This window comes from Nocardioides sp. NPDC057767, from assembly GCF_042798275.1.
In the GTDB taxonomy this organism is placed as follows: domain Bacteria; phylum Actinomycetota; class Actinomycetes; order Propionibacteriales; family Nocardioidaceae; genus Nocardioides.
In genome coordinates this window covers 1-18,631 of record NZ_JBHVKJ010000080.1, presented here as the reverse complement: position 1 = coordinate 18,631, position 18,631 = coordinate 1, and the positions used below count along the sequence as shown (strand labels likewise).

Genomic DNA, 18,631 nt, shown 5'->3' with positions numbered 1-18,631 from the left:
GTCCCGCACAGCACGATCAGGCCGCCGGTGAGGGTGAGGGAGTCGAGGACCTCGTGCCCGCTCACCTCGGCAAGCGACTCGGCGGGGTTTTCGGTCAAGACGGGCCAACTCGGCGGGGTTTTCGGTCAAGACGGGCCGACTCGGCGACGGTCAGGCGATCTGGTGGGCGAAGATGCGGTCGAGCTCGGCAGCGGCGTCGGTGGTCACGCCGCCGTGGACGGGGCCGGGTTGCAGGACGGTGCTCTTCGGGGCCTTGAGGAGGCCGAAGCGGGCCGACTCGTTGTCCGAGAGCGCCCGGTTGCCGTACGCCGTTGCCCGGACGCCCGCGCCGAAGCCGGCGTGAGCCGCGCCGGCACAGATCAGGTCGACCGACTCCAGGGCGGCCCGGACGAGGGAGAGGTCGAGGCGCGGGGCGAAGGTGGCGAGGCGCTGCTCGTCGAGCGTCCACCGGGCGGCGAGGAACTTCTGCTCGGGGCAGTAGAGGACGACGCCGACGTTGACGAACTCCTCGCGCTCGGGCCGGGGTACGCAGCGGAGCACGACGTACTGGTAGGCGTCCATCACGCCTCCTGAGCGGGCTCGGCCACGGGCAGCCACGGGCGCCCGCCGTCGAGGCGGGCACGCAGGAACGCGACGTAGCGTTCGCGCAGCGACTCCGGGGTCTCATGGCCGGGGACGGGCTCGAGCCACTCGTCGGGTACGTCGGCGAGCACCTTCTCCAGCACCGCGTCATCGAGCCGCGTGGCGAGATCGTCGTTCTGGGCGAGCGCCTCGCCGGCGAAGGCCCGCAGGATGTGCTCGGAGGTGTCGTAGGGCTGGGCCGCATAGCGCGCCGGGTCTCCCCCGCCACCGGGCCAGACGTGGTGGAAGTAGAGCGAGGCGCCGTGGTCGATCACGTAGAGGGCACCGTTCCACAGCAGCATGTTGGGGTTGCGCCAGGAGCGGTCGACGTTGGCGATCAGCGCATCCAGCCACAGGATCCGCCCGGCCAGCGCCGGCTCGGGCGAGTAGGCGGCGTCGTAGCCGAACGCACCCGCCAGGAAGTCGATGCCGAGGTTGAGGCCGGCGCTCACGTTGAGGAGGTCCTGGACCTCCTCGTCTGCCTCGTAGCGCGCGATCTCGGGGTCGAGGTCGAGCACGACCTGGTCCGGTGTCGGGATGTCGAGCGCTCGGCACAGGCCGGTGACGATCACCTCCGCGACCAGCACCCGCAGCCCCTGCCCGGCGCCGCGAAACTTGCAGACATAGGTGCCGAGGTCATCGGCCTCCACGATCCCGGGCAGGCTGCCGCCCTCCCGGAGCGGGGTGACATACCGAGTCACCCGCACCGTCTCCAAAGTCACGAGATGGTGTCCTCTTCCAGTCGTCTCTTCTCCTCGGCGACGTCGAAGCGGGGCGCGGGCCAGTCGAGATCGAGTCGGTCCAGGGTCTCCAGGAGCAGCTCGCCGACGGCCAGGTTGCGATACCACTTCTTGTCGCTCGGCACGAGGTACCACGGAGCGTACTCGGTGTTGGTGCGCTCCAGCGCAATCTCGTACGCCTCCTGGTAGCTCTCCCACAGCTGGCGCTCGTCGACGTCGCCGGGACTATACTTCCAGTGCTTCGTCCGGTCCTCGAGCCGCGCCAGCAGTCGCTTCTTCTGCTCCTTGGGAGAGATGTGCAGCATGCACTTGAGGACGACGGTGCCGTCGTCGGCCAGCCGCTTCTCGAAGTCGTTGATCGCGGCGTAGCGCCGCTCGATCTCCTCCGGAACGGCGAGATCGCGGACACGTCCGATCAGCACGTCCTCGTAGTGCGAGCGGTCGAAGACACCGAGGTAGCCGAGCCCGGGCACCGCCTTCTCGATCCGCCACAGGAAGTCCTGGGCCCGCTCCTCCTCGGTCGGCGCCTTGAAGCTGGTGATCTTCACGCCGACCGGGTCGACCAACCCGACGGTGTGCTTCAGCACCCCGCCCTTGCCGGAGGTGTCCATCCCCTGCAGGACGAGCAGCACCCGCCTCGGGGTGTCACTCTCCTTGGAAGCGAACAGCTTGGTCTGCAGCTCGATCAGGGTCGGGCCGAGCTCGGCGAGCACCTGCTTGCCGGTCTCCTTGTCGGCGCCGACGCCGGGCGCGGAGTTGGTGTCGTACTTCCGCAGGTCCACCGGTCCGGCGGGCAGCCGCAGCTCGTCGAGGAGGCTCATGACCCGACGATAGGCCCGCGACCGGGGTCAGCGGAGCAGGTCAGCCGAGAACGCGTCGCAGATCGAGCGAGCAGCCGACCATCGTGGTCGTCGAACCGTCGGGCTGGATCTCGTCGAACCAGGTGCCCTGCTCGAATCCCACCTTGTCGAGCATCCGCAGCGAGGCGGCGTTGCGGTGGTCGGGGGCGGCGAAGCAGGCGGTCGCGCCGGGATAGCGGCGCGGGACCGAGGTGAGCCAGACCCAGGCCATCCGCGGCCCGATCCCGCGGCCGACGAAGGCCGGCTCCCCGATCGCGTAGTCGAAGCCGATCGCGTCCGGGTCGGGCGTGAGCAGGGCGTAGTCGGGCTCGTCGCTGATCCGGTAGTCCTGGCAGAAGCCGACCGAGCGCCCGTTGACCTCGATGACCCAGAAGGTCACGGGTGTCTTGCCATCGATGTCGGGCCCGTAGTTCTCCGTCACCCACTCGGGTGTGGGCTCGCCGTCGACGGCGTACCACCGGTGCACGTGCTCGGCGTTGAGCCAGCGGATCAGGTGCGGAAGGTCCCCGCGGGTCATCGGTCGCAGCGCGACCACAGGCATCGGGTCGGAGGAGAACTCCTTCACCTCGCCCGAGAGGTCCACGGCGTACGCAGGCCGCCCGGCGATCCTCGTCGCCGCCGAGGCCCAGCTCTCCCCCGGGCGCGTCACCCCGCCGAGACGTTGTGTCCCGGTGTGGACGGCGACCGGTGTGAACATGACCTCAGGCTAGCGCCGAGGGGTCAGTGGGCCTGACCGCCACGGCGGTCGACCAGCGGCGGCTGGGAGGACCAGGGGAAATCGATCCAGCGGTCGGTCTTCTTGTAGACGTAGTCGGCGTTGATCACCGTCCACGGCTTCTCGAAGATCACCGCGGTGCGCGCCTCGGCCACGTGGCCCTCGCAGAAGTCGTGCACGATCTCCAGGGTCTTGCCGGTGTCGGCGACGTCGTCGGCGATGAGCACCTTCATGCCGGTCAGGTCGACCGCGGCCGGGGTCGGCGGGAGCATGATCGGGACGTCGAGACGCTCGTTGACGCCGGTGTAGAACTCCACGTTGACCGCGGACAGGTTCTTCACGTCGAGGGCGTAGCCCAGGCCCATCCCGAGGGCCAGGCCACCGCGGGCGATGGAGAGCACGATGTCGGGCTCGTAGCCGCTGTCGACGACCTTCTGCGCGATCTCGCGCACCGCGGTGCCGAAGAGTTCGTAGGTCAGGATCTCGCGCTCTTGCTGCTCACTCACAGGTCGGATTCTGACATGAGACCACCGGCGTCATCTTCATCGGCGAGGGCGAGCTCCTCGCGAACGATGCCGTAGGCCACACCGGCGCCGTATCCCTTGCGGGCGAGCATCCCGACCAGGCGCCGGGTCTTGGTCTGGTCGTCGAAGCGCTCCAGCGAGCGCAGCTTGCGCCGGACCATCCGCCGGCCGGCCTCACGCTCGTCGTCCGGGTCGATCTCGTCGAGCGCCTCACGGGCCACGTCGTCGTCGATCCCCTTGCGGCGCAGCTCCTGGGCGAGCGCCCGGCGCGCCAGGCCTTTTCCGGGCTGGCGGCTGGCGATCCAGGCCTTGGCGAAGGCCTCGTCGTCGATCAGGCCGACCTCTTCGAAGCGGTCCAGCAACCGCGTCGCCAATGCCGGCGGGACCTCCTTCTTCTCGAGCTTGTCGGCGAGCTCCTTGCGGCTGCGCGCCTGGCCCGTCAGGGCGTCGAGGAGGATCTTGCGCGCGATCGCCTCGTGGTCGGGCTCGGGATCGTTCTTGGGGTCCGCCGGGTCGGCGGGGCGAGGCTTGCGCGTACGCGACCGTGTTGGTTTCGACACGGACTCGCTCGCTCCCCTCGACAAGCTCGGGACATCGCCTCGCGAGTCCGGCTCAACCACCGGAGTGCCGGCCCAGGCCTCGACTCCCAGGGAGACATCCCCCAGCCAGTCGGGCGCGGGTCGCTCGTCCACCCAGGGGTCCTGGGTGGACGAGCGGTCACGCTTGGACGAAGCCACGGGCGCTCAGGGGCCTAGAAGTCCTCGACACCAGCGGGCTCGGCCGCGGGCGCGGCCTCTGCCTCGACGGTCGGAACGACACCGAGCTTCTCCAGGATCCGCTTCTCCAGCTCGTTGGCCAGGTCGGGGTTGTCCTTGAGGAAGTTGCGGGAGTTCTCCTTGCCCTGGCCGAGCTGGTCGCCCTCGTAGGTGTACCAAGCGCCGGCCTTGCGGACCAGGCCCGCCTCGACACCGACGTCGATCAGGCCGCCCTCGCGGGAGATGCCCTTCCCGTACATGATGTCGAACTCGGCCTGCTTGAACGGCGGGGCCACCTTGTTCTTCACGACCTTGACGCGGGTGCGGTTGCCGACCATGTCGGTGCCGTCCTTGAGCGTCTCGATCCGGCGCACGTCGAGTCGCACCGAGGAGTAGAACTTCAGCGCGCGACCACCGGTCGTGGTCTCGGGCGAGCCGAACATCACGCCGATCTTCTCGCGCAGCTGGTTGATGAAGATCGCCGTCGTGCCGGAGTTGTTGAGGGCCGAGGTCATCTTCCGCAGCGCCTGGCTCATCAGTCGCGCCTGCAGACCGACGTGGCTGTCGCCCATCTCGCCCTCGATCTCGGCCCGCGGCACCAGCGCCGCGACGGAGTCGATGACGATCAGGTCGAGCGCGCCCGAGCGGATCAGCATGTCGGCGATCTCCAGGGCCTGCTCACCGGAGTCGGGCTGGGAGACCAGCAGGGCGTCGGTGTCGACACCGAGGTTCTTCGCGTATTCCGGGTCGAGGGCGTGCTCGGCGTCGATGAAGGCCACGATGCCACCGGCGCGCTGCGCGCTGGCGACCGAGTGGAGGGCCACCGTCGTCTTACCCGACGACTCCGGACCGTAGATCTCCACGACCCGGCCGCGAGGCAGACCACCCAGGCCCAGCGCCACGTCGAGCGCGATCGAGCCGGTCGGGATCACCTCCAGGGGAGCCCGGGTCTCGTCGCCCAGCCGCATGACCGAGCCCTTGCCGAACTGCCTTTCGATGTTGGCGAGAGCGGCATCCAATGCCTTCTCGCGATCACCTGCCGCCATGTTCTTTCCTTCCTGAGGAGCAGATTTCTTGCTCCTGCCTGCCGCTTGTCCACGTGTCTTCGTCGTCATCAAGGCAGACGCTAGACGGGACCACCGACAGTTTCTGAACGGGACCCTCCGGCACGGTGTTTCACGACCCCTCGCAAAGCACGAACCACGCTCCACCTACCACCACACTAACCCGAACAAGCGTTCGATGTGAACACCTGTTCGGGCGTGTCGGGGCCGCCGAACCCTCAGTGGCCCTGCATCTCCATATGCTCGGCGGGAGCCGGGTCGCTGCCGAGCTCGTCGGCGACGGAGACCGAGAGGCCACCCAGCATGAAGGCGAAGATCGCCACCGCCAGGGCACCGCTCGAGAACGCCGGGATGTAGCGACGGAAGCCCTGCTGAACCGGCTCCGCGCCGTGGTACTCGTGCGTCAGCGCGTGCCCCTTGCCCCGCTGCAGCAGGTAGCGGTTGACCGGGAAGGCGGCCACGAAGGCGACCGTCAGCGCGATCATCATCCCGACCCAGAACACGACGTTGACCAGCCCGGCCTCCATGGCCCCGGGGATGAGCGCCATGACCAGGTTGTCGACCAGCTCCATGGTCGCGATCGACAGCGTGTCGGCCGCGAGCACGACACTGAGCGCCGCACCGAGGGCGAGCCCCGACTTCAGCAGTGGCAGGGTCGAGAGCGCGTAACCGAAGAGGAACGCCAAGGAGACGGCCAAGACGATCGTCCACCCCGTGCCGAGGCCGATCGCGGTGCCGATCATCAGGCCGGCGATCTCGCCGATCGCACACCCGGTGAGGCAGTGCAGCGTCGCGCTGGCGGCCATCGCGTTCACGCCGCCCCCACCGTGGCCGCCATGGGCACCGTGCCCGGAGTGCGTCGAGTGGTCGGCGTGCTCACCATGACCCTCGTGCATCGAGTGCTCATGTCCGGCGTGCACGTGCTCGTCCTGCGACTTCATGTCGCTCCCTTGCTCGATCGTTCGTCTGCCTACAGGCAATTCATACCCCATGGGGGTATAGTCTCGCAAGCGATATCCGCCCCGCACGCCCGCTTTGTCCAACCGCACGCGACTCCTTAGGGTGTGCGTTGTGTGGACGGCACGACGACAGCGGACGACCCGGACGGCCGCACGCGCCAGCCTGCTGGCGGCGGTGCTGGTCACGGTTGCCGGCATGCTGGGCATGCATGCGCTGAGTCTGCACGGCACCCGCACCGACGGCGAGCACGCCACGCTGCACCTGCCCGCAGCGCACGTGGGCCACACCCACGCCCTCGACCATGCCGACCACGGATCCGACGCCGGCCACACCGGACAGCCCGGCGACGACGGGCACACCGCGATGCTGCTGTGCGCGGCGTTCCTGCTCGCTGCCGGCGCGCTGCTCCTGAGCGGGCTGTGGCGGCGTACGCCTGCCTGGTGGTTCTCCCAGGCACGCCGACGCGCGCGCACAGCCGGGTCCGCGCTCTTCGTCAGCCGTCCGGCGACCAGGCCACCGCCGGAGTGGGAGTTCTCCGTCATCAGGTGCTGATCGCGCCCTGATCCACCTGCGATCAGGGACGCCCCCGAGTGCAGGTAGGTCGACAAGGCCCGGAAACAGCACATCACAAGGAGAAACAACAGATGCGTACGCAACGTCCCCTCATTCGCGCGACCTGGGCCGCGGCCGGCCTGGCCGTGCTCCTGACCCTGTCCGGCTGCGGCGGCAGCGAGGAGGCCAAGGCCCCGCAGAAGCTCTCGGAGACCGAGCACAACAAGGCCGACGTCGCCTTCGCGACCGACATGATCCAGCATCACGCCCAGGCGATGGCGATGGTCGATCTGACCATGGACCGTACGCTCGATCCCGAGGTCCAGGAGCTGGCCGATGCGATCCGGGCAGCGCAGAGCCCCGAGATCGAGACCATGTCCTCCTGGCTCCAGGAGTGGGGCGAGGAGGTGCCCTCGACGATGCGCGACCACGTCAACGGCGGCCACGAGGGCCACGGCGACGAGGAGAGCAGCATGTCCGACTCGATGGAGGGCATGGACGCAGACATGCCCGGGATGATGTCCGCCGAGGACATGGACGCCCTGGAGAGCGCTTCCGACGCCGAGTTCCAGGACATGTGGCTGGAGATGATGATCGAGCACCACGAGGGTGCGGTCGAGATGTCCGAGTCCCAGCAGGACGAGGGCCAGTTCAAGCCGGCCGTCGATCTCGCCGGCACCATCATCGAGTCCCAGTCGACCGAGATCGACACGATGGAGAAGATCCTCGGCTGAGGCCCTGGCAGCGGGCAGGGCCGCCTGACGGCCCTGCCCGCGCTGCCTGCCTCTCAGGCCGCGCGGTCAGCCCGGCGGGCCACGTACGCAGCCCCGAACAGCACCGCGACCAGCAGGATCGTGCCGAGCGCGAGTGCCGGATATCCGGCCGCGTCGACGACGACGCCCGAGACCGCCCCTGCGGCCGCCGCGGCGACGCCCATGATCAGGTCAGCGCTGCCCTGGACGTCGGCGCGGACCTCGAGCGGGGTGTGGTCGGCGACGGAGGTGGCGGCCGCGATCGTGGCCAGCGACCAGCCGAGACCGAGGAGGAAGAGCCCGGCGAAGATCCGCCCCGAGCTCCCCTGCGGCGCCGCGGCGCACAGGACCAGGGCCACCAGGAGCACCCCGCCGCCGAGCGCCATCACGTCGGCCCGGCCGACGCGGTCGGCGAGCCAGCCGGCGACCGGCGCGAAGGCGAACATGCCCAGGACGTGCCCGCTGATCACCAGCCCGATGACCTCGAGCCCGGCCCCGCCGTGCTCCATGTGGAGCGGGGTCATCACCATCACCGCCACCATGGTGGCGTGTGCCGCAGCCTGTCCGACCACGGCCGCCGCGAGCGCGGGCCGGTCCCGGATCGCGACGAGCGCCCGGCGCCAGCTGGTGGTCTCGACAGGCTCGACCACCGGTGCGGACTCGACCACCGGTGCGGACTCGACCACCGGTGCGGACTCGACCACCGGTGCGGACTCCACGACCGGTGCGGACTCCCGGGCGACCAGCAGCGGGTCAGGCCGCAGGAAGGCCCCGACCACCAGCGCGGCGGCCAGCATCCCGATCGACCCGACCGCGAACGGCCCGGTGAGCACCGGGATCCCGACTGCGTCGGAGAAGACCTCGGCCACACCGGTCAGGTTGGGGCCGAGCACCGCTCCGAAGGTGGTCGCCCAGACCACGACCGAGAGTGCCCGCGCCCGGCTTCTCGCCGGGGCCAGGTCGGTGGCCGCGTAGCGCGCGCCGTTGTTCGCCGCGGTGGTCGCGCCGAGCAGGAGCGCACCGACCAGCAGCAACGTCATCGAGCCGACCACGCCGGCCAGGACCGCCAGCAGCCCGCCGGCAGCGCCGAGCAGGTAGCCCGCCAGCAGCCCGAAGCGGCGCCCGCGGGCGTCCATCACCCGCCCCAGGACGTACGCAGCCACCGCCGCGCCCAGCACCTGGGTCGTCTGGGACAGACCTGCCATCGACTCCGACCCGGACAGGTCGCGAGCCAGCAGGGAGGCGGTCGCGATGCCGATGGTGATCCCCATCGCTCCGACCGCCTGGGTGGCGACCAGGGTCAGGATGGTGCGCTTCTGAACCGCGGCCACCGCGGTCGGAGCCACCAGCGTCACCGCTCACGCGCCGGCAGCTCCAGGGCCTTCCAGACCGCGGCCCAGACCTCTTTCGGCGGCACACCCGCGTCGAGCGCCTCCTGGGCGGTGCGCCCGCCCAGGTCACCCATCACGAACTGGCGTGCCCACGCCCGCGAGTAGCCCTCGCCGAGCGCATCGTCCATCCGCGACCAGAACTCCGTGTGTCTCATCGCCCCGAATGCTACTCAGCCGAGCTCAGCCGCGCCGACGGGCGAGCACGTCGAGCCAGACGTCGCCGAGCCGGCCGTCGGCATGCCCGACCTCGACCACGTCCCAGCCGGCCTCGTCCAGCGCCGCTCGCAGCGCGGGCTCTCGCCAGTAGACGAAGAGGCGCGGCGCCTCGACGTGGCCGCGGCTCGTCCACTCCTCGCCGTCGCCCTGCTTCATCGACACGTGCAGCGCACCGCCGAGGCGGGTGACCTCGGCGAGCCGGCCCAACACGGTCGCGAAGTCGTCGCGGGCCACGTGCAGCAGCGTCGCCGAGGCCCAGACCGCGGCATAGGGGACGTCGGGGTGCACCGGGTCGCGCAGGTCGTCGGTCAGCGGGTCCAGGCAGGCAGCGGCGTACCCCTGCGTCCGCAGGTGGGCCACGAACCCCTCGCTGATGTCGGTGCGGCGCACCCGCACTCCCCCAGCTTCGAGGGCCTTGGCGTCGTGGCCCGGCCCGGTGCCGATCTCGAGCACGTGGTCGCCGGGCTCGAGCTCGGCCAGGAACCGGTCGAGGATCGAGCGGTTCTCCTCGGAGAACGAGGTGCCCTCGACGTACGTCGCGACGCTGGCGTCGTAGGCGGCGACGGTCGCCCGCTTGGCGGCCGAGCGCACGTCCCACAGGTGGTGGACGACGTCGTGGAGGTGGTAGCGGCCCAGCGACTCGACGCTGAACACGTCGCCGTTGGACCGGATCCCGCGACGGCCCCAGGCGTCCGGCGGGACCTTCTCGTAGATCGTGGCCACCGCGTCCGCGGCGTCCATCAGCTCCTCGGCCACGACGGCAGGGTCCTGGCCGGCGTAGTCGCCCTCACGGGCGGCCACGTCCTGGTCCCAGTTGGCGAACCGTGGCTCGTCCTCGGTCAGCATCTGCCGCAGCCGCTCGCCGAAGACGCGGTGGACGTCGCGTACGTGTGCTCCGTACTCCAGCGCCGACCACACGCCCGGCCGCGGTCGCTCCCGCGCGTTGTCGGCGGCCAGGTAGATCTCCCAGTAGGTCGCGTTGTCGCGCACGATCTCGGGAAGCTGGTCGGCGGTCACGGCACCGGCGACGAAGCCACACTCCGGGCAGGGCCGGTCGAGGACCCAGGTCCAGTCCTTGGTGTCGGGTGTGATCGCGTCAAAGGTCATGGATCAATCCTGACGGCCCACCCGGTCCGCTACGAGGGAGATCCTGCCTATGAGACGCGAGTTGCTGCCCCTCAGGTGAGGAGTAGGGAGTCGAGCCTGCGCCGCACGACCGCGAGTCCGATCGCGCCGAAGGCCAGCAGGTAGACCACCGAGACCAGCGACCCCCACGACGGCACCCCGAGGGTCAGCTCGCGGCAGAGCACGACGCCGCGGTAGAGAGGCGTGACCTCCACGATCCAGCGCAGCCAGTCCGGGTAGGCCGTGACCGGGAAGAAGGTGGCGCTGAACAGGAACATCGGCATCATCGCGAGGGTGACCTTCTCGAAGTCCTGCCAGGAGGTCATGTAGGTCGTCAGGGCCATGCCCACGGCCCCGAATGCCGAGCCGATCAGCAGCGCTGCGGGGACGACCAGGATCGCCCACCAGGAGTGGACCAGGTCCATCGCGAGCATGATCACCAGGAAAGCCGCGACGTAGATCCCGCTGCGCAGCTGGTTCCAGAGGATCTCGCCGATGGCGATGTCGACCGTGCGTAGCGGAGTGGCCAGCATCTGGTCGTAGAGCTTGTTGTATTTCAGCTTGAAGAAGAAGTTGAACGTCGCGTCCAGCAGCGATCCGTTCATCGCCGAGGCCGCGATCATCCCGGGTGCGACGAAGTCGCGATACTCGATCGGCTCGCCGGCGTAGGTGAACCCGGTGACGATCGCGCCGACGCCGATGCCGATCGAGAACAGGTAGAAGACCGGCTCCAGGAAGCCGGTGACGAACACCAGCCACGCCCGCCGGTAGACGACGATGTTGCGCCACAGCAGCAGCCGGGCGGCCTCGCCGCCGCGCAGCGGACGGGCGACGGCGGTGCTCACCGCGGCGTTGAGGATCGCCATCTCAGGACACCAGCCTCTCGGCGAGCTTGCGGACGGCCAGCCACCAGCACACCGCCGCCAGGACGCCGAGGTAGGCGACGTGGATCGCGACCATCCCCCAGTCGAGCTGGCCGAGGGTGAGCATCCGGGTCAGGTCGACGCCATGCCACAGGGGCGAGGCCATCGCGACCCCTTCGAGCACGGGGCCCAGGTTGCCGATCGGGAAGAAGGTGCCGCTGAACAGGGTCAGCGGGATCATTCCCAGCCGGAAGATCAGCGCGAAGGACTCCTCGCCCTTGATCGAGAGCGAGAACAGCAGCACCGGCGTGGCGAAGCCCAACGCCACCAGCCCCTGCACCATCCACGCGGCCAGCACTCCCCACGCCGACTCGAAGACCCCGAAAGGCGCCAGAACCAGCAGGAACACCCCGCAGGCGAACAGCGCGCGCAGCACCACCCAGCCGAGCTGAGCCAAGACGATGTGGGACGGAGCGAGCGGGGCGGCGATCATCGAGTAGTAGATCCGCTGCCACTTGAGCATGCCCATGACGGGATAGGTGAGGTCGGAGAAGGCGATGGTCATCGCGTGGGCTGCGACCATGCCGGGCGCCACGAACGCCAGGTAGGTCGAGGCGCCCTCGAGCGTGGCCGGGTCGGCGTCGATGAACCCGCCCAGCAGCACCCCCAGCGCCAGGACGTAGAAGAAGGGCGTCACGAAGGTGGTGATCACTCCGCCCTTCCAGGTGCGCGCCAGGACGGTGAGCCAGTAGTCGCCCATCCGCAGCGCACCGGCGACCAGCCCCGAGGGCGCCGTCGGCGCGGTGGCCGGGCCCGTGTCGGCGTAGTCAGCCATCAGTCCACCAGCGTCCGGCCGGTCAGGTGCAGGAAGACGTCCTCCAGCGATGAGCGCCGCACCAGCGTCGCCACCGGGGCCAGGTCGCGACTGTGGACGGCTTCGATGACGGCCTCGCCGTCGTCGCTGTAGAGCAGCAGCCGGTCGGGCAGCACCTCGACCCGCTCGGCGAGGTCCTCGACCTTGGCGGCGAGCGCCTCGTGCTCGCCGACGCCGAAGCGCAGCTCGGCGACCTCGCGGGTGGAGTGCTCCTGGATCAGGCCGAGCGGCGTGCCGTGGGCCACGATCCGGCCCTGGTCCATCACCACGAGCTCATCGCACAGCTGCTCGGCCTCGTCCATGTAGTGGGTGGTCAGCAACAGGGTCACGCCCGCCTGCTTGAGCCGGAAGAGGCGGTCCCAGATGACGTGGCGGGCCTGCGGGTCCAGGCCGGTGGTCGGCTCGTCGAGCACCAGGATCTCGGGCCGGTTGATCAGGCTCCGGGCGATGGTCAGCCGCCGTTTCATCCCGCCGGAGAGGTCGTCGACCTTCGCCTTGGCCTTCTCGGTGAGCTGGACGAAGTCGAGCAGCTCCTCGATCCTGCCCTTGACCTCGGCTCGCGGCAGCCCGAAGTAGCGGCCGTAGACGTAGAGGTTGTCGTAGACGTTGAGCTCGACGTCGAGGGTGTCCTCCTGCGGACACACCCCGAGCCGCGCCTTGATCTTCGGCCCGTCCCTGGCCGGGTCCATCCCGAAGACCCGCAGCTCTCCCCCGGTCGGCGGCGAGACGCAGCAGATCATCCGCATCGTCGAGGACTTGCCGGCACCGTTCGGACCGAGGAAGCCGAAGGCAACCCCGGGTCGCACCGAGACGTCGATGCCGCGCACCGCTTCGAAGTCGCCGAACGACTTGCGCAGCCCACGCGCCGAGACCATCAGCTCTTCACCCACGTCGGCAAAGACTAGATGCGGGCGCCGACAGTTTCGAGCGAGTTCGGGGCGGTGGCTATCGGTCCTGCTGCTTCTGGCGCCTGTTGAAGTCGCGCATCCGCTGCGGTACGCCGACCACCGCCGCGTCGTAGGACGGGACCCCGTGCTTGTTGGCGAACTTGTGCGCCCACTGCGCCGACGGCACCCGCCGCCTGGTCCACTCACCGTCATGGGCGACCAGCAGCAGGGTCACCTCGCTGACGACGGTGCGCGGCTCGACGAACCCCTCGACACCCCTTCGGGTCTCGACGAACTGCTCGAGGTGCTTCTGATCGGTGGAGTCCGCGGCGCGTACCCGCGTGGATCCGGTGTAGATGCCGCCGGTCGGGCGGCTCATGCGCTTCCCGCTGCGTCGAAAACGATCGAACAGGCTCACGCTTCCAGTGTGCATGGCGTGCCCAACGCCACCCGCGACAAACCTGTTGGGCGGGCAGTGCGTGGTCGCCTATGTTGAAGCCTTTGACCCACGTCCGCTCGAACCACCCGGCCGCACTCGGAGAAGCGATGACCCAGCCATGCCCATAGACGACCTCGACGCCGAGCGCGCCCACCTGGACGCGTCCCGGCAGGATCTGGCCCGGATGCGGCGGAGGGTGGAGTCGCTGGACTCCTCGACAGCCGGCAACTGGGTCAGCGCGGAGATCCTCGACGCCACTCTCGCGCACCGGCTCGAGCAGCTCGCCGACGATCCTGAGGTGCCGCTCTTCTTCGGCCGGATCGACCGCACCGCCGCGGTGGGAGGCGAGAGCTTCCACATCGGCCGGCGCCACATCTCCGACAACGCCGGCGACCCGATGGTCATCGACTGGCGGGCTCCGGTCAGCGTCCCCTTCTACCGGGCGTCGCGGACCGAGCCGATGGGGCTTGCGCGGAGGCGGCGCTACGGCTTCTCCCACGGCGAGCTGACCGCCTTCGAGGACGAGTCGCTGACCGACGCGGGACCCACCCAGGAGCACTCGGCGATCCTCGAGGCGGAGATCGAGCGGCCACGCGTCGGGCCGATGCGCGACATCGTGGCCACCATCCAGCCCGAGCAGGACGTCCTGGTCCGCGCCGACCTGTCGCAGACGATCGTCGTGCAGGGTGCGCCCGGCACCGGGAAGACGGCCGTGGGGCTGCACCGGGCGGCCTACCTCCTCTACGCGCACCGCGACCAGCTGACCCGGCGCGGGGTCCTGATCATCGGCCCCAACGCCTCGTTCCTGCGCTACATCCGCGACGTGCTTCCCGCGCTCGGCGAGATCGAGGCCAAGCAGGCGACGATCGCCGAGCTGGTCGCCCTCCACGGCACGGTCCGCACCGAGGAGACCGCTGCGGTGGCGACGCTCAAGGGTGACGTACGCATGGCCGAGCTGCTCCGCCGGGCGGTCTGGTCCCACGTCGGCGAGCCCGACGAGGCCCTGGTCGTCCCGCGCGGGTCGCGGCGCTGGCGGGTGCCGGCCTCGGAGGCACGCGAGGCGGTGGCGGGGCTGCGGGCCAACGACCTCCGGTACGCCGCGGGCCGGGCCCTGCTCCCGCGCGCCCTGGCCCACCGGGTGCTCGTGCAGATGGAGCGATCCGGCGACTCCCCCGACGACCGGGTGCACGACGCGGTGGCACGGGCGAAGCCGGTCAAGGACTACGCGGCCGCGCTGTGGCCCGAACTCAAGCCGGCCGGGGTGCTGTTCCGGCTGTTCACCGACGCGGCGTGGCTGGCGGAGGTCGCCTCCGGCGTGCTCGCCGAGGCGGAGCAGGAGAGGCTGCTGTGGGAGAAGCCGCCGCGGTCGGCCGGCACGGCCCGCTGGTCGCTGGCCGACCTGGTACTGCTCGACGAGATCGCCGACCTGCTCGACCGGACGCCGTCTGTGGCCCACATCGTCGCCGACGAGGCCCAGGATCTCTCCGCGATGATGCTGCGCGCCCTCGGCCGCCGCTCGACGACGGGGTCGCTGACGATCCTGGGCGACCTCGCCCAGGCCACCACGCCGTGGGCCTCGTCCTCCTGGGCCGATGCCCTCGCCCATCTCGGCAAGCCCGACGGCCATGTCGAGCAGCTGACCCGTGGGTTCCGGGTGCCTGCCGACGTGATCGCCTACGCCGCCCGCCTCCTGCCCCACATCGCTCCCGACCTGGATCCGCCGGTCGCGGTGCGCCGGGCGCGCGGCGACCTCACCTTCACCTCCGCGGCCCTCGTGGAGGCGCTCGCGGACGCGCTGGACCGGCCCGGGTCGGTGGGGCTGATCGTGCCCGACGCCGCGCTGGCGACGGTGCGCGCCGAGCTGACCGAGGCCGCGCTCGTCTTCGCCGAGATCGGGATGCCGGCCGACGAGGAGACCGAGTTCGACGCCCATCTGGACCTGGTGCCCGCCTCGCTGGCGAAGGGTCTCGAGTTCGACCACGTCGTGGTCTCCGATCCCACGGGGATCGTGGCCGGCGAGCCCGACCGAGACACCGGCCTACGCCGCCTCTACGTCTGCCTCACCCGTGCGGTCACGTCCCTGGTGGTGCGCCACGACGGGCTCCCCGAGGAGCTCGGCACCGAAGAACTCAGTGGCGTCCCGGAGCGCGATGATGCGAAGGTGGACGCATGATCGACACCCGCCCCGATCCGTTGGTGAAGGCCGAGTGGCCGCTGCGCACCGAGCGACTCGTGATCCGGCGGATGACACCCGCCGACATCGAGCCGACCTGGGCATTCCGGGGTCTCCCCGAGGTCTCCGAGTGGGTGACGAGCGCGTTCCCGGACATCGACGCCTACCGCAGGATCTTCGAGCGCCCCGACATCCTCGGCCCCGCCCTGGTGATCGAGCGCGACGGCGTCATCGTCGGCGACCTCATGCTGCGGATCACCGACCCGTGGTCGCAGTCCGAGGTGCGCGACCGGGCCGACGGCACCCAGGCCGAGCTCGGTTGGACCATCGATCCCGCCCACCAGGGCAACGGCTACGCGACCGAGGCCGTGCGCGCCGTGCTGGACGTGTGCTTCGGCTCTCTCGCCCTGCGTCGCGTCGTCGCCGAGTGCTTCGCCGACAACGTGGCCTCCTGGCGGCTCATGGAGCGCCTCGGGATGCGCCGCGAGTCGCACACGGTCAAGGACTCCCTGCACCGCACCCGCGGCTGGCTCGACGGGCTCTCCTACGCGATCCTGGCCGAGGAGTGGGCCGCTAGAGCCTGAGGGCCGCCTCGACCGCCGCCTCGCAGTGCAGCCGGGTCGTCGGGAACAGCGGCACACCTGCGTACGCCTCCATCGGCAGCAGCAGCTCGATCTCGGTACAGCCGAGGATGACGCCCTGGCAGCCGGGGGCGACCAGCCGGTCGACGACCTCGAGGTAGGCCTGGCGGGAGCTGTCCAGGAACGTCCCCAGACACAGCTCCTCGTAGATGATCCGGTGCACGGTCTCCTGGTCCGGCTCGGTGGGGACGACGACCTCGAGACCGTGGCTCCGGAGCCGATCGGCGTAGAACGGCTGCGACATCGTGAAGCCGGTGCCGAGGAGCCCCACCCGTCCGACCCCCGCCGCGCGCACCGCGGCCGCGGTCGTGTCGCCCGGGTGCAGGAAACGATCCCCGTACGTCTCCTCCAGCGCCCCGGCCACCTTGTGCATCGTGTTGGTGGCGAGCACGATCACCTCCGCCCCGGCGTCGCTCAGCGTCGCCGCCTCTTCGGCCAGACGCGTCCCGGCCCGCTCCCACTCGCCGGCGACCTGCATCTCCTCGATCTCCGCGAAGTCCACCGAGCGTACGAGCAGGTCGGCCGAGTGCAGCCCGCCGAGCCGCTTCGCGGTGATCTCGTTCAGCAGGCGGTAGTTCTCCGCCGTCGACTCCCAGCTCATCCCACCCAGCACACCGATCCGCCGCATGCCCTCAGTCTGCCCGGGCGGCCAACACCGCGGGCGTCACACCTCCGCGCGGGCTCGAGCGTCCTCCCAGCCACAGCTCACCGGATCCTCGTGAGGACCTGCGGAGAGACGTACGACCTCGACCTCGCCGCCGACCTTCCACCCGAGCACGCAGTCGGTGGACATCCGCCCGGTCCAGTAGCCGGTGATCCCACCGGCGGCGACGTAGACCCGCGTCCCCTCTGATTGCACCTCGAGCCCCGGGAGACCGGTGAGGGCACGTACGCTCGCCGCCGCGTCGTCCGCGCCCAGGGCTGCCTCGAGCCGGACCTCGGCATCCTTCGGCAGGTCGACCGACTGCGCGGTCGTCGTGTCGATCTCCGTCTCGCTCGGGCAGTCGACCTCATCGGCAGTGTCCCACTCGCGCGGCTCGGACCACTTGAAGCAGCGGGTGGCAGAGTAGGTGTTCGAGGAGTCGGGCCAGATCCGGGTGGCACACTCCCAGTTCGTCCGGCACTCGTGGTGCGCCGTGATCGCCAGCACGATCCGTCTGCCGTCCTCGGGGCTGTCGGAGGCCACCAGGATCTCCACGTCTCCCTGCCGCTCCCCCTCGCGCGCCTGGTCGTAGGCAGTCCTGCCGGGATAGGTCTCCATCGCGTTGAAGATCGCCACCGCGCGCGTGCGTGTCCGTGCTTCCGCCGGCGATCCCTCAGCCCACACCCAGAGCGCGCCGACACCTGCGACGAGAGTCAGCGCCACGACGGCAAGCACGGCCCACAGAGTCTTCACGTCAGCCAGTCTCGACGGCCTCATCGGGCCTGGCGTGAGCGCCGATACTCATCTTTCGGCGCAGACTGTTCCCGCGCTGCGTCTCAGGGACGGCGGGTGAATCTGACGGTTCCGTCCGGTAGTCGTTCATGGACATAGGCCGGGTTGTGCGCGAGGCGGTGATGGTGCGGGCACAGCAGGGCCCCGTCCTCGAGGTCGGTCTTGCCACCGGCAGACCACGGGTCGAGGTGGTGGGCGTCGCACCATTCCGGTGGCATGTCGCAGCCCTCGGCCTGGCAGCACTTCTGCTGCAACCGAAGCGCCTTGCGTTGGATCGGCTGGAAGAACCTGCTCGCCCTACCCGCGTCGAGAACCTCACCGTCTCCGCCCAGCACCCACGGGATGATGGTGGCGTTACAGGCCAGCTTGCGTGCCTCGGCCGCACTGATCGTGGTGCCGTTGGTCTCGTCATAGCCCAGGGTCGCGATCCCGAGGTCTTTGTGGAGCTCCTCGAGGGAGATGACGACGTTGATGGTGGTGGCATCCCCGCCGTGACGCGGCAGGGCGGTCGGGTCGATGGTCTCCAGTAGCCGGGCGAAGCCTTGTCCCATCAACCGCTCCCACGGCGGCAACGGGGCCTGCTTGTCGAGGAGTTGTTGTTTGCGGGGTTGGGCGTAGGCCTCGACCAGCCGCTTGAACCGCATCCCGACCGAGACCGGGAGGACACCGTCGAACCCGATGGTGCCGTCGTGGTTGGCCCACACCCGCAGGCCGGTCTTCTGCTGGGCGCGTTCTTCCTCGGCCAACAGTGCTTTCGCTTCGGCGTCGTCGAACCGGGCCGGGTCGATCTCACGCAGGATGCGTTTGCCGACGATCCGCAGCTCGTTGGCGGTCAACCTAGTGGCGTAGTCCACGAGGAGCTTCTCCGCCAGAACCAGGTCCTCGGTGCTGGCGACTGGATCGGCGCCGATCTTGTCCAGCGCGGTGGTGATCACCCGGGCCTTGTCCGGGGACACCACACCCTCAGCGAGCCCGGCGGCGACGCGCTCGTACTTCGCGATGCTGTTCGCGAGCTTGACCTGCGAACGGGCGACCGCCGTGTCG

Annotated in this window: 22 protein-coding genes; 4 read left to right on the top strand and 18 right to left on the bottom strand. The window is 69.9% G+C overall.

The window, feature by feature from the left end:
* Nucleotides 1–150: 150 nt before the first annotated feature.
* From ACFVDI_RS26540 to ACFVDI_RS26505, 8 genes are all read right to left on the bottom strand, one after another.
* Complete coding sequence (locus tag ACFVDI_RS26540; RefSeq protein WP_378911864.1) at nucleotides 151–561, bottom strand: DUF3037 domain-containing protein; 411 nt, start codon at nucleotides 559–561, stop codon at nucleotides 151–153.
* Entirely contained in the window at nucleotides 561–1,343 is a 783-nt protein-coding gene (locus tag ACFVDI_RS26535; protein ID WP_378911862.1) for a HipA family kinase, read from the bottom strand. Before ACFVDI_RS26535 ends, ACFVDI_RS26540 begins: the two co-directional genes overlap by 1 nt.
* Nucleotides 1,340–2,182: a PPK2 family polyphosphate kinase gene (locus ACFVDI_RS26530; RefSeq protein WP_378911861.1), complete on the bottom strand. Its 843-nt coding sequence runs from the start codon at nucleotides 2,180–2,182 to the stop codon at nucleotides 1,340–1,342. Before ACFVDI_RS26530 ends, ACFVDI_RS26535 begins: the two co-directional genes overlap by 4 nt.
* A 40-nt stretch (nucleotides 2,183–2,222) precedes the next feature.
* Nucleotides 2,223–2,918, bottom strand: a complete 696-nt coding sequence (locus ACFVDI_RS26525; RefSeq protein WP_378911860.1) for a GNAT family N-acetyltransferase — start codon at nucleotides 2,916–2,918, stop codon at nucleotides 2,223–2,225.
* Nucleotides 2,919–2,941: 23 nt separating this feature from the next.
* A complete protein-coding gene (locus ACFVDI_RS26520; RefSeq protein ID WP_328530025.1) occupies nucleotides 2,942–3,442 on the bottom strand; it encodes a phosphoribosyltransferase in 501 nt (166 codons plus the stop codon).
* Nucleotides 3,439–4,020 carry a regulatory protein RecX gene (locus tag ACFVDI_RS26515; protein WP_378911859.1) on the bottom strand — a complete coding sequence of 194 codons (582 nt, stop codon included), beginning with the start codon at nucleotides 4,018–4,020 and terminating at the stop codon, nucleotides 3,439–3,441. The genes ACFVDI_RS26520 and ACFVDI_RS26515 overlap by 4 nt, the downstream gene beginning before the upstream one ends.
* Nucleotides 4,021–4,211: 191 nt before the next feature.
* The gene (gene recA, locus ACFVDI_RS26510) at nucleotides 4,212–5,261 is read right to left on the bottom strand and encodes a recombinase RecA (RefSeq protein ID WP_008357256.1); all 1,050 of its coding nucleotides are present in this window, start codon (nucleotides 5,259–5,261) and stop codon (nucleotides 4,212–4,214) included.
* Between the two features lie 236 nt (nucleotides 5,262–5,497).
* Nucleotides 5,498–6,220, bottom strand: coding sequence for a DUF4396 domain-containing protein (locus ACFVDI_RS26505; protein WP_378911858.1), 723 nt, complete (start codon nucleotides 6,218–6,220; stop codon nucleotides 5,498–5,500).
* Between the two features lie 130 nt (nucleotides 6,221–6,350).
* Here ACFVDI_RS26505 and ACFVDI_RS26500 point away from each other — a divergent pair, with 130 nt between their 5' ends.
* Both ACFVDI_RS26500 and ACFVDI_RS26495 read left to right on the top strand, forming a co-directional pair.
* Nucleotides 6,351–6,791 (top strand): DUF6153 family protein, encoded by a 441-nt coding sequence (locus ACFVDI_RS26500; RefSeq protein WP_378911857.1) that lies wholly within the window; start codon nucleotides 6,351–6,353, stop codon nucleotides 6,789–6,791.
* Nucleotides 6,792–6,883: 92 nt separating this feature from the next.
* Nucleotides 6,884–7,525 carry a DUF305 domain-containing protein gene (locus ACFVDI_RS26495; protein WP_378911856.1) on the top strand — a complete coding sequence of 214 codons (642 nt, stop codon included), beginning with the start codon at nucleotides 6,884–6,886 and terminating at the stop codon, nucleotides 7,523–7,525.
* A 53-nt stretch (nucleotides 7,526–7,578) separates the two neighbouring features.
* On the opposite strand, the gene ACFVDI_RS26490 is transcribed toward ACFVDI_RS26495, so the two are convergent.
* The 7 genes from ACFVDI_RS26490 to ACFVDI_RS26460 all read right to left on the bottom strand — a co-directional run bounded on the left by ACFVDI_RS26490 (nucleotide 7,579) and on the right by ACFVDI_RS26460 (nucleotide 13,317).
* Nucleotides 7,579–8,889, bottom strand: coding sequence for an MFS transporter (locus ACFVDI_RS26490; protein ID WP_378911855.1), 1,311 nt, complete (start codon nucleotides 8,887–8,889; stop codon nucleotides 7,579–7,581).
* Nucleotides 8,890–8,894: 5 nt separating this feature from the next.
* On the bottom strand, nucleotides 8,895–9,089 hold the full coding sequence (locus ACFVDI_RS26485) for a DUF3046 domain-containing protein (RefSeq protein WP_378911854.1): 195 nt from the start codon (nucleotides 9,087–9,089) through the stop codon (nucleotides 8,895–8,897).
* Nucleotides 9,090–9,114: 25 nt separating this feature from the next.
* Nucleotides 9,115–10,257, bottom strand: a complete 1,143-nt coding sequence (locus ACFVDI_RS26480) for a DinB family protein (RefSeq protein WP_378911853.1) — start codon at nucleotides 10,255–10,257, stop codon at nucleotides 9,115–9,117.
* 71 nt (nucleotides 10,258–10,328) lie between these two features.
* Nucleotides 10,329–11,141, bottom strand: coding sequence for an ABC transporter permease (locus tag ACFVDI_RS26475; protein WP_378911852.1), 813 nt, complete (start codon nucleotides 11,139–11,141; stop codon nucleotides 10,329–10,331).
* A gap of 1 nt (nucleotide 11,142) precedes the next feature.
* Nucleotides 11,143–11,973 carry an ABC transporter permease gene (locus ACFVDI_RS26470; RefSeq protein ID WP_378911851.1) on the bottom strand — a complete coding sequence of 277 codons (831 nt, stop codon included), beginning with the start codon at nucleotides 11,971–11,973 and terminating at the stop codon, nucleotides 11,143–11,145.
* The gene (locus tag ACFVDI_RS26465; protein WP_378911865.1) at nucleotides 11,973–12,887 is read right to left on the bottom strand and encodes an ABC transporter ATP-binding protein; all 915 of its coding nucleotides are present in this window, start codon (nucleotides 12,885–12,887) and stop codon (nucleotides 11,973–11,975) included. The genes ACFVDI_RS26470 and ACFVDI_RS26465 overlap by 1 nt, the downstream gene beginning before the upstream one ends.
* A gap of 70 nt (nucleotides 12,888–12,957) precedes the next feature.
* Complete coding sequence (locus ACFVDI_RS26460) at nucleotides 12,958–13,317, bottom strand: hypothetical protein (RefSeq protein WP_378911850.1); 360 nt, start codon at nucleotides 13,315–13,317, stop codon at nucleotides 12,958–12,960.
* 139 nt (nucleotides 13,318–13,456) lie between these two features.
* Between ACFVDI_RS26460 and ACFVDI_RS26455 the strand changes: the two genes are divergently transcribed.
* Complete coding sequence (locus ACFVDI_RS26455; protein WP_378911848.1) at nucleotides 13,457–15,511, top strand: HelD family protein; 2,055 nt, start codon at nucleotides 13,457–13,459, stop codon at nucleotides 15,509–15,511.
* The gene (locus ACFVDI_RS26450) at nucleotides 15,508–16,095 is read left to right on the top strand and encodes a GNAT family N-acetyltransferase (RefSeq protein WP_378911846.1); all 588 of its coding nucleotides are present in this window, start codon (nucleotides 15,508–15,510) and stop codon (nucleotides 16,093–16,095) included. The genes ACFVDI_RS26455 and ACFVDI_RS26450 overlap by 4 nt, the downstream gene beginning before the upstream one ends.
* Here the strand turns inward: ACFVDI_RS26450 and ACFVDI_RS26445 are convergent.
* The 3 genes from ACFVDI_RS26445 to ACFVDI_RS26435 form a co-directional block, all read right to left on the bottom strand.
* Nucleotides 16,085–16,780, bottom strand: a complete 696-nt coding sequence (locus tag ACFVDI_RS26445) for an aspartate/glutamate racemase family protein (RefSeq protein ID WP_378911844.1) — start codon at nucleotides 16,778–16,780, stop codon at nucleotides 16,085–16,087. The genes ACFVDI_RS26450 and ACFVDI_RS26445 overlap by 11 nt on opposite strands.
* A 36-nt stretch (nucleotides 16,781–16,816) precedes the next feature.
* On the bottom strand, nucleotides 16,817–17,548 hold the full coding sequence (locus ACFVDI_RS26440; protein WP_378911843.1) for a hypothetical protein: 732 nt from the start codon (nucleotides 17,546–17,548) through the stop codon (nucleotides 16,817–16,819).
* An 83-nt stretch (nucleotides 17,549–17,631) separates the two neighbouring features.
* On the bottom strand, nucleotides 17,632–18,631 hold a 1,000-nt coding region (locus tag ACFVDI_RS26435; RefSeq protein ID WP_378911841.1), incomplete at its 5' end, for a DUF222 domain-containing protein.

Coding starts and splice junctions, on each gene's coding strand:
- recA (WP_008357256.1), bottom strand. CDS start 5,261: ATGGCGGCAGGTGATCGCGAGAAGGCATTGGATGCCGCTCTCGCCAAC.
- ACFVDI_RS26445 (WP_378911844.1), bottom strand. CDS start 16,780: ATGCGGCGGATCGGTGTGCTGGGTGGGATGAGCTGGGAGTCGACGGCG.
- ACFVDI_RS26530 (WP_378911861.1), bottom strand. CDS start 2,182: ATGAGCCTCCTCGACGAGCTGCGGCTGCCCGCCGGACCGGTGGACCTG.
- ACFVDI_RS26505 (WP_378911858.1), bottom strand. CDS start 6,220: ATGAAGTCGCAGGACGAGCACGTGCACGCCGGACATGAGCACTCGATG.
- ACFVDI_RS26470 (WP_378911851.1), bottom strand. CDS start 11,973: ATGGCTGACTACGCCGACACGGGCCCGGCCACCGCGCCGACGGCGCCC.
- ACFVDI_RS26495 (WP_378911856.1), top strand. CDS start 6,884: ATGCGTACGCAACGTCCCCTCATTCGCGCGACCTGGGCCGCGGCCGGC.
- ACFVDI_RS26465 (WP_378911865.1), bottom strand. CDS start 12,887: ATGGTCTCGGCGCGTGGGCTGCGCAAGTCGTTCGGCGACTTCGAAGCG.
- ACFVDI_RS26450 (WP_378911846.1), top strand. CDS start 15,508: ATGATCGACACCCGCCCCGATCCGTTGGTGAAGGCCGAGTGGCCGCTG.
- ACFVDI_RS26540 (WP_378911864.1), bottom strand. CDS start 561: ATGGACGCCTACCAGTACGTCGTGCTCCGCTGCGTACCCCGGCCCGAG.
- ACFVDI_RS26480 (WP_378911853.1), bottom strand. CDS start 10,257: ATGACCTTTGACGCGATCACACCCGACACCAAGGACTGGACCTGGGTC.
- ACFVDI_RS26525 (WP_378911860.1), bottom strand. CDS start 2,918: ATGTTCACACCGGTCGCCGTCCACACCGGGACACAACGTCTCGGCGGG.
- ACFVDI_RS26475 (WP_378911852.1), bottom strand. CDS start 11,141: ATGGCGATCCTCAACGCCGCGGTGAGCACCGCCGTCGCCCGTCCGCTG.
- ACFVDI_RS26455 (WP_378911848.1), top strand. CDS start 13,457: ATGCCCATAGACGACCTCGACGCCGAGCGCGCCCACCTGGACGCGTCC.
- ACFVDI_RS26485 (WP_378911854.1), bottom strand. CDS start 9,089: ATGAGACACACGGAGTTCTGGTCGCGGATGGACGATGCGCTCGGCGAG.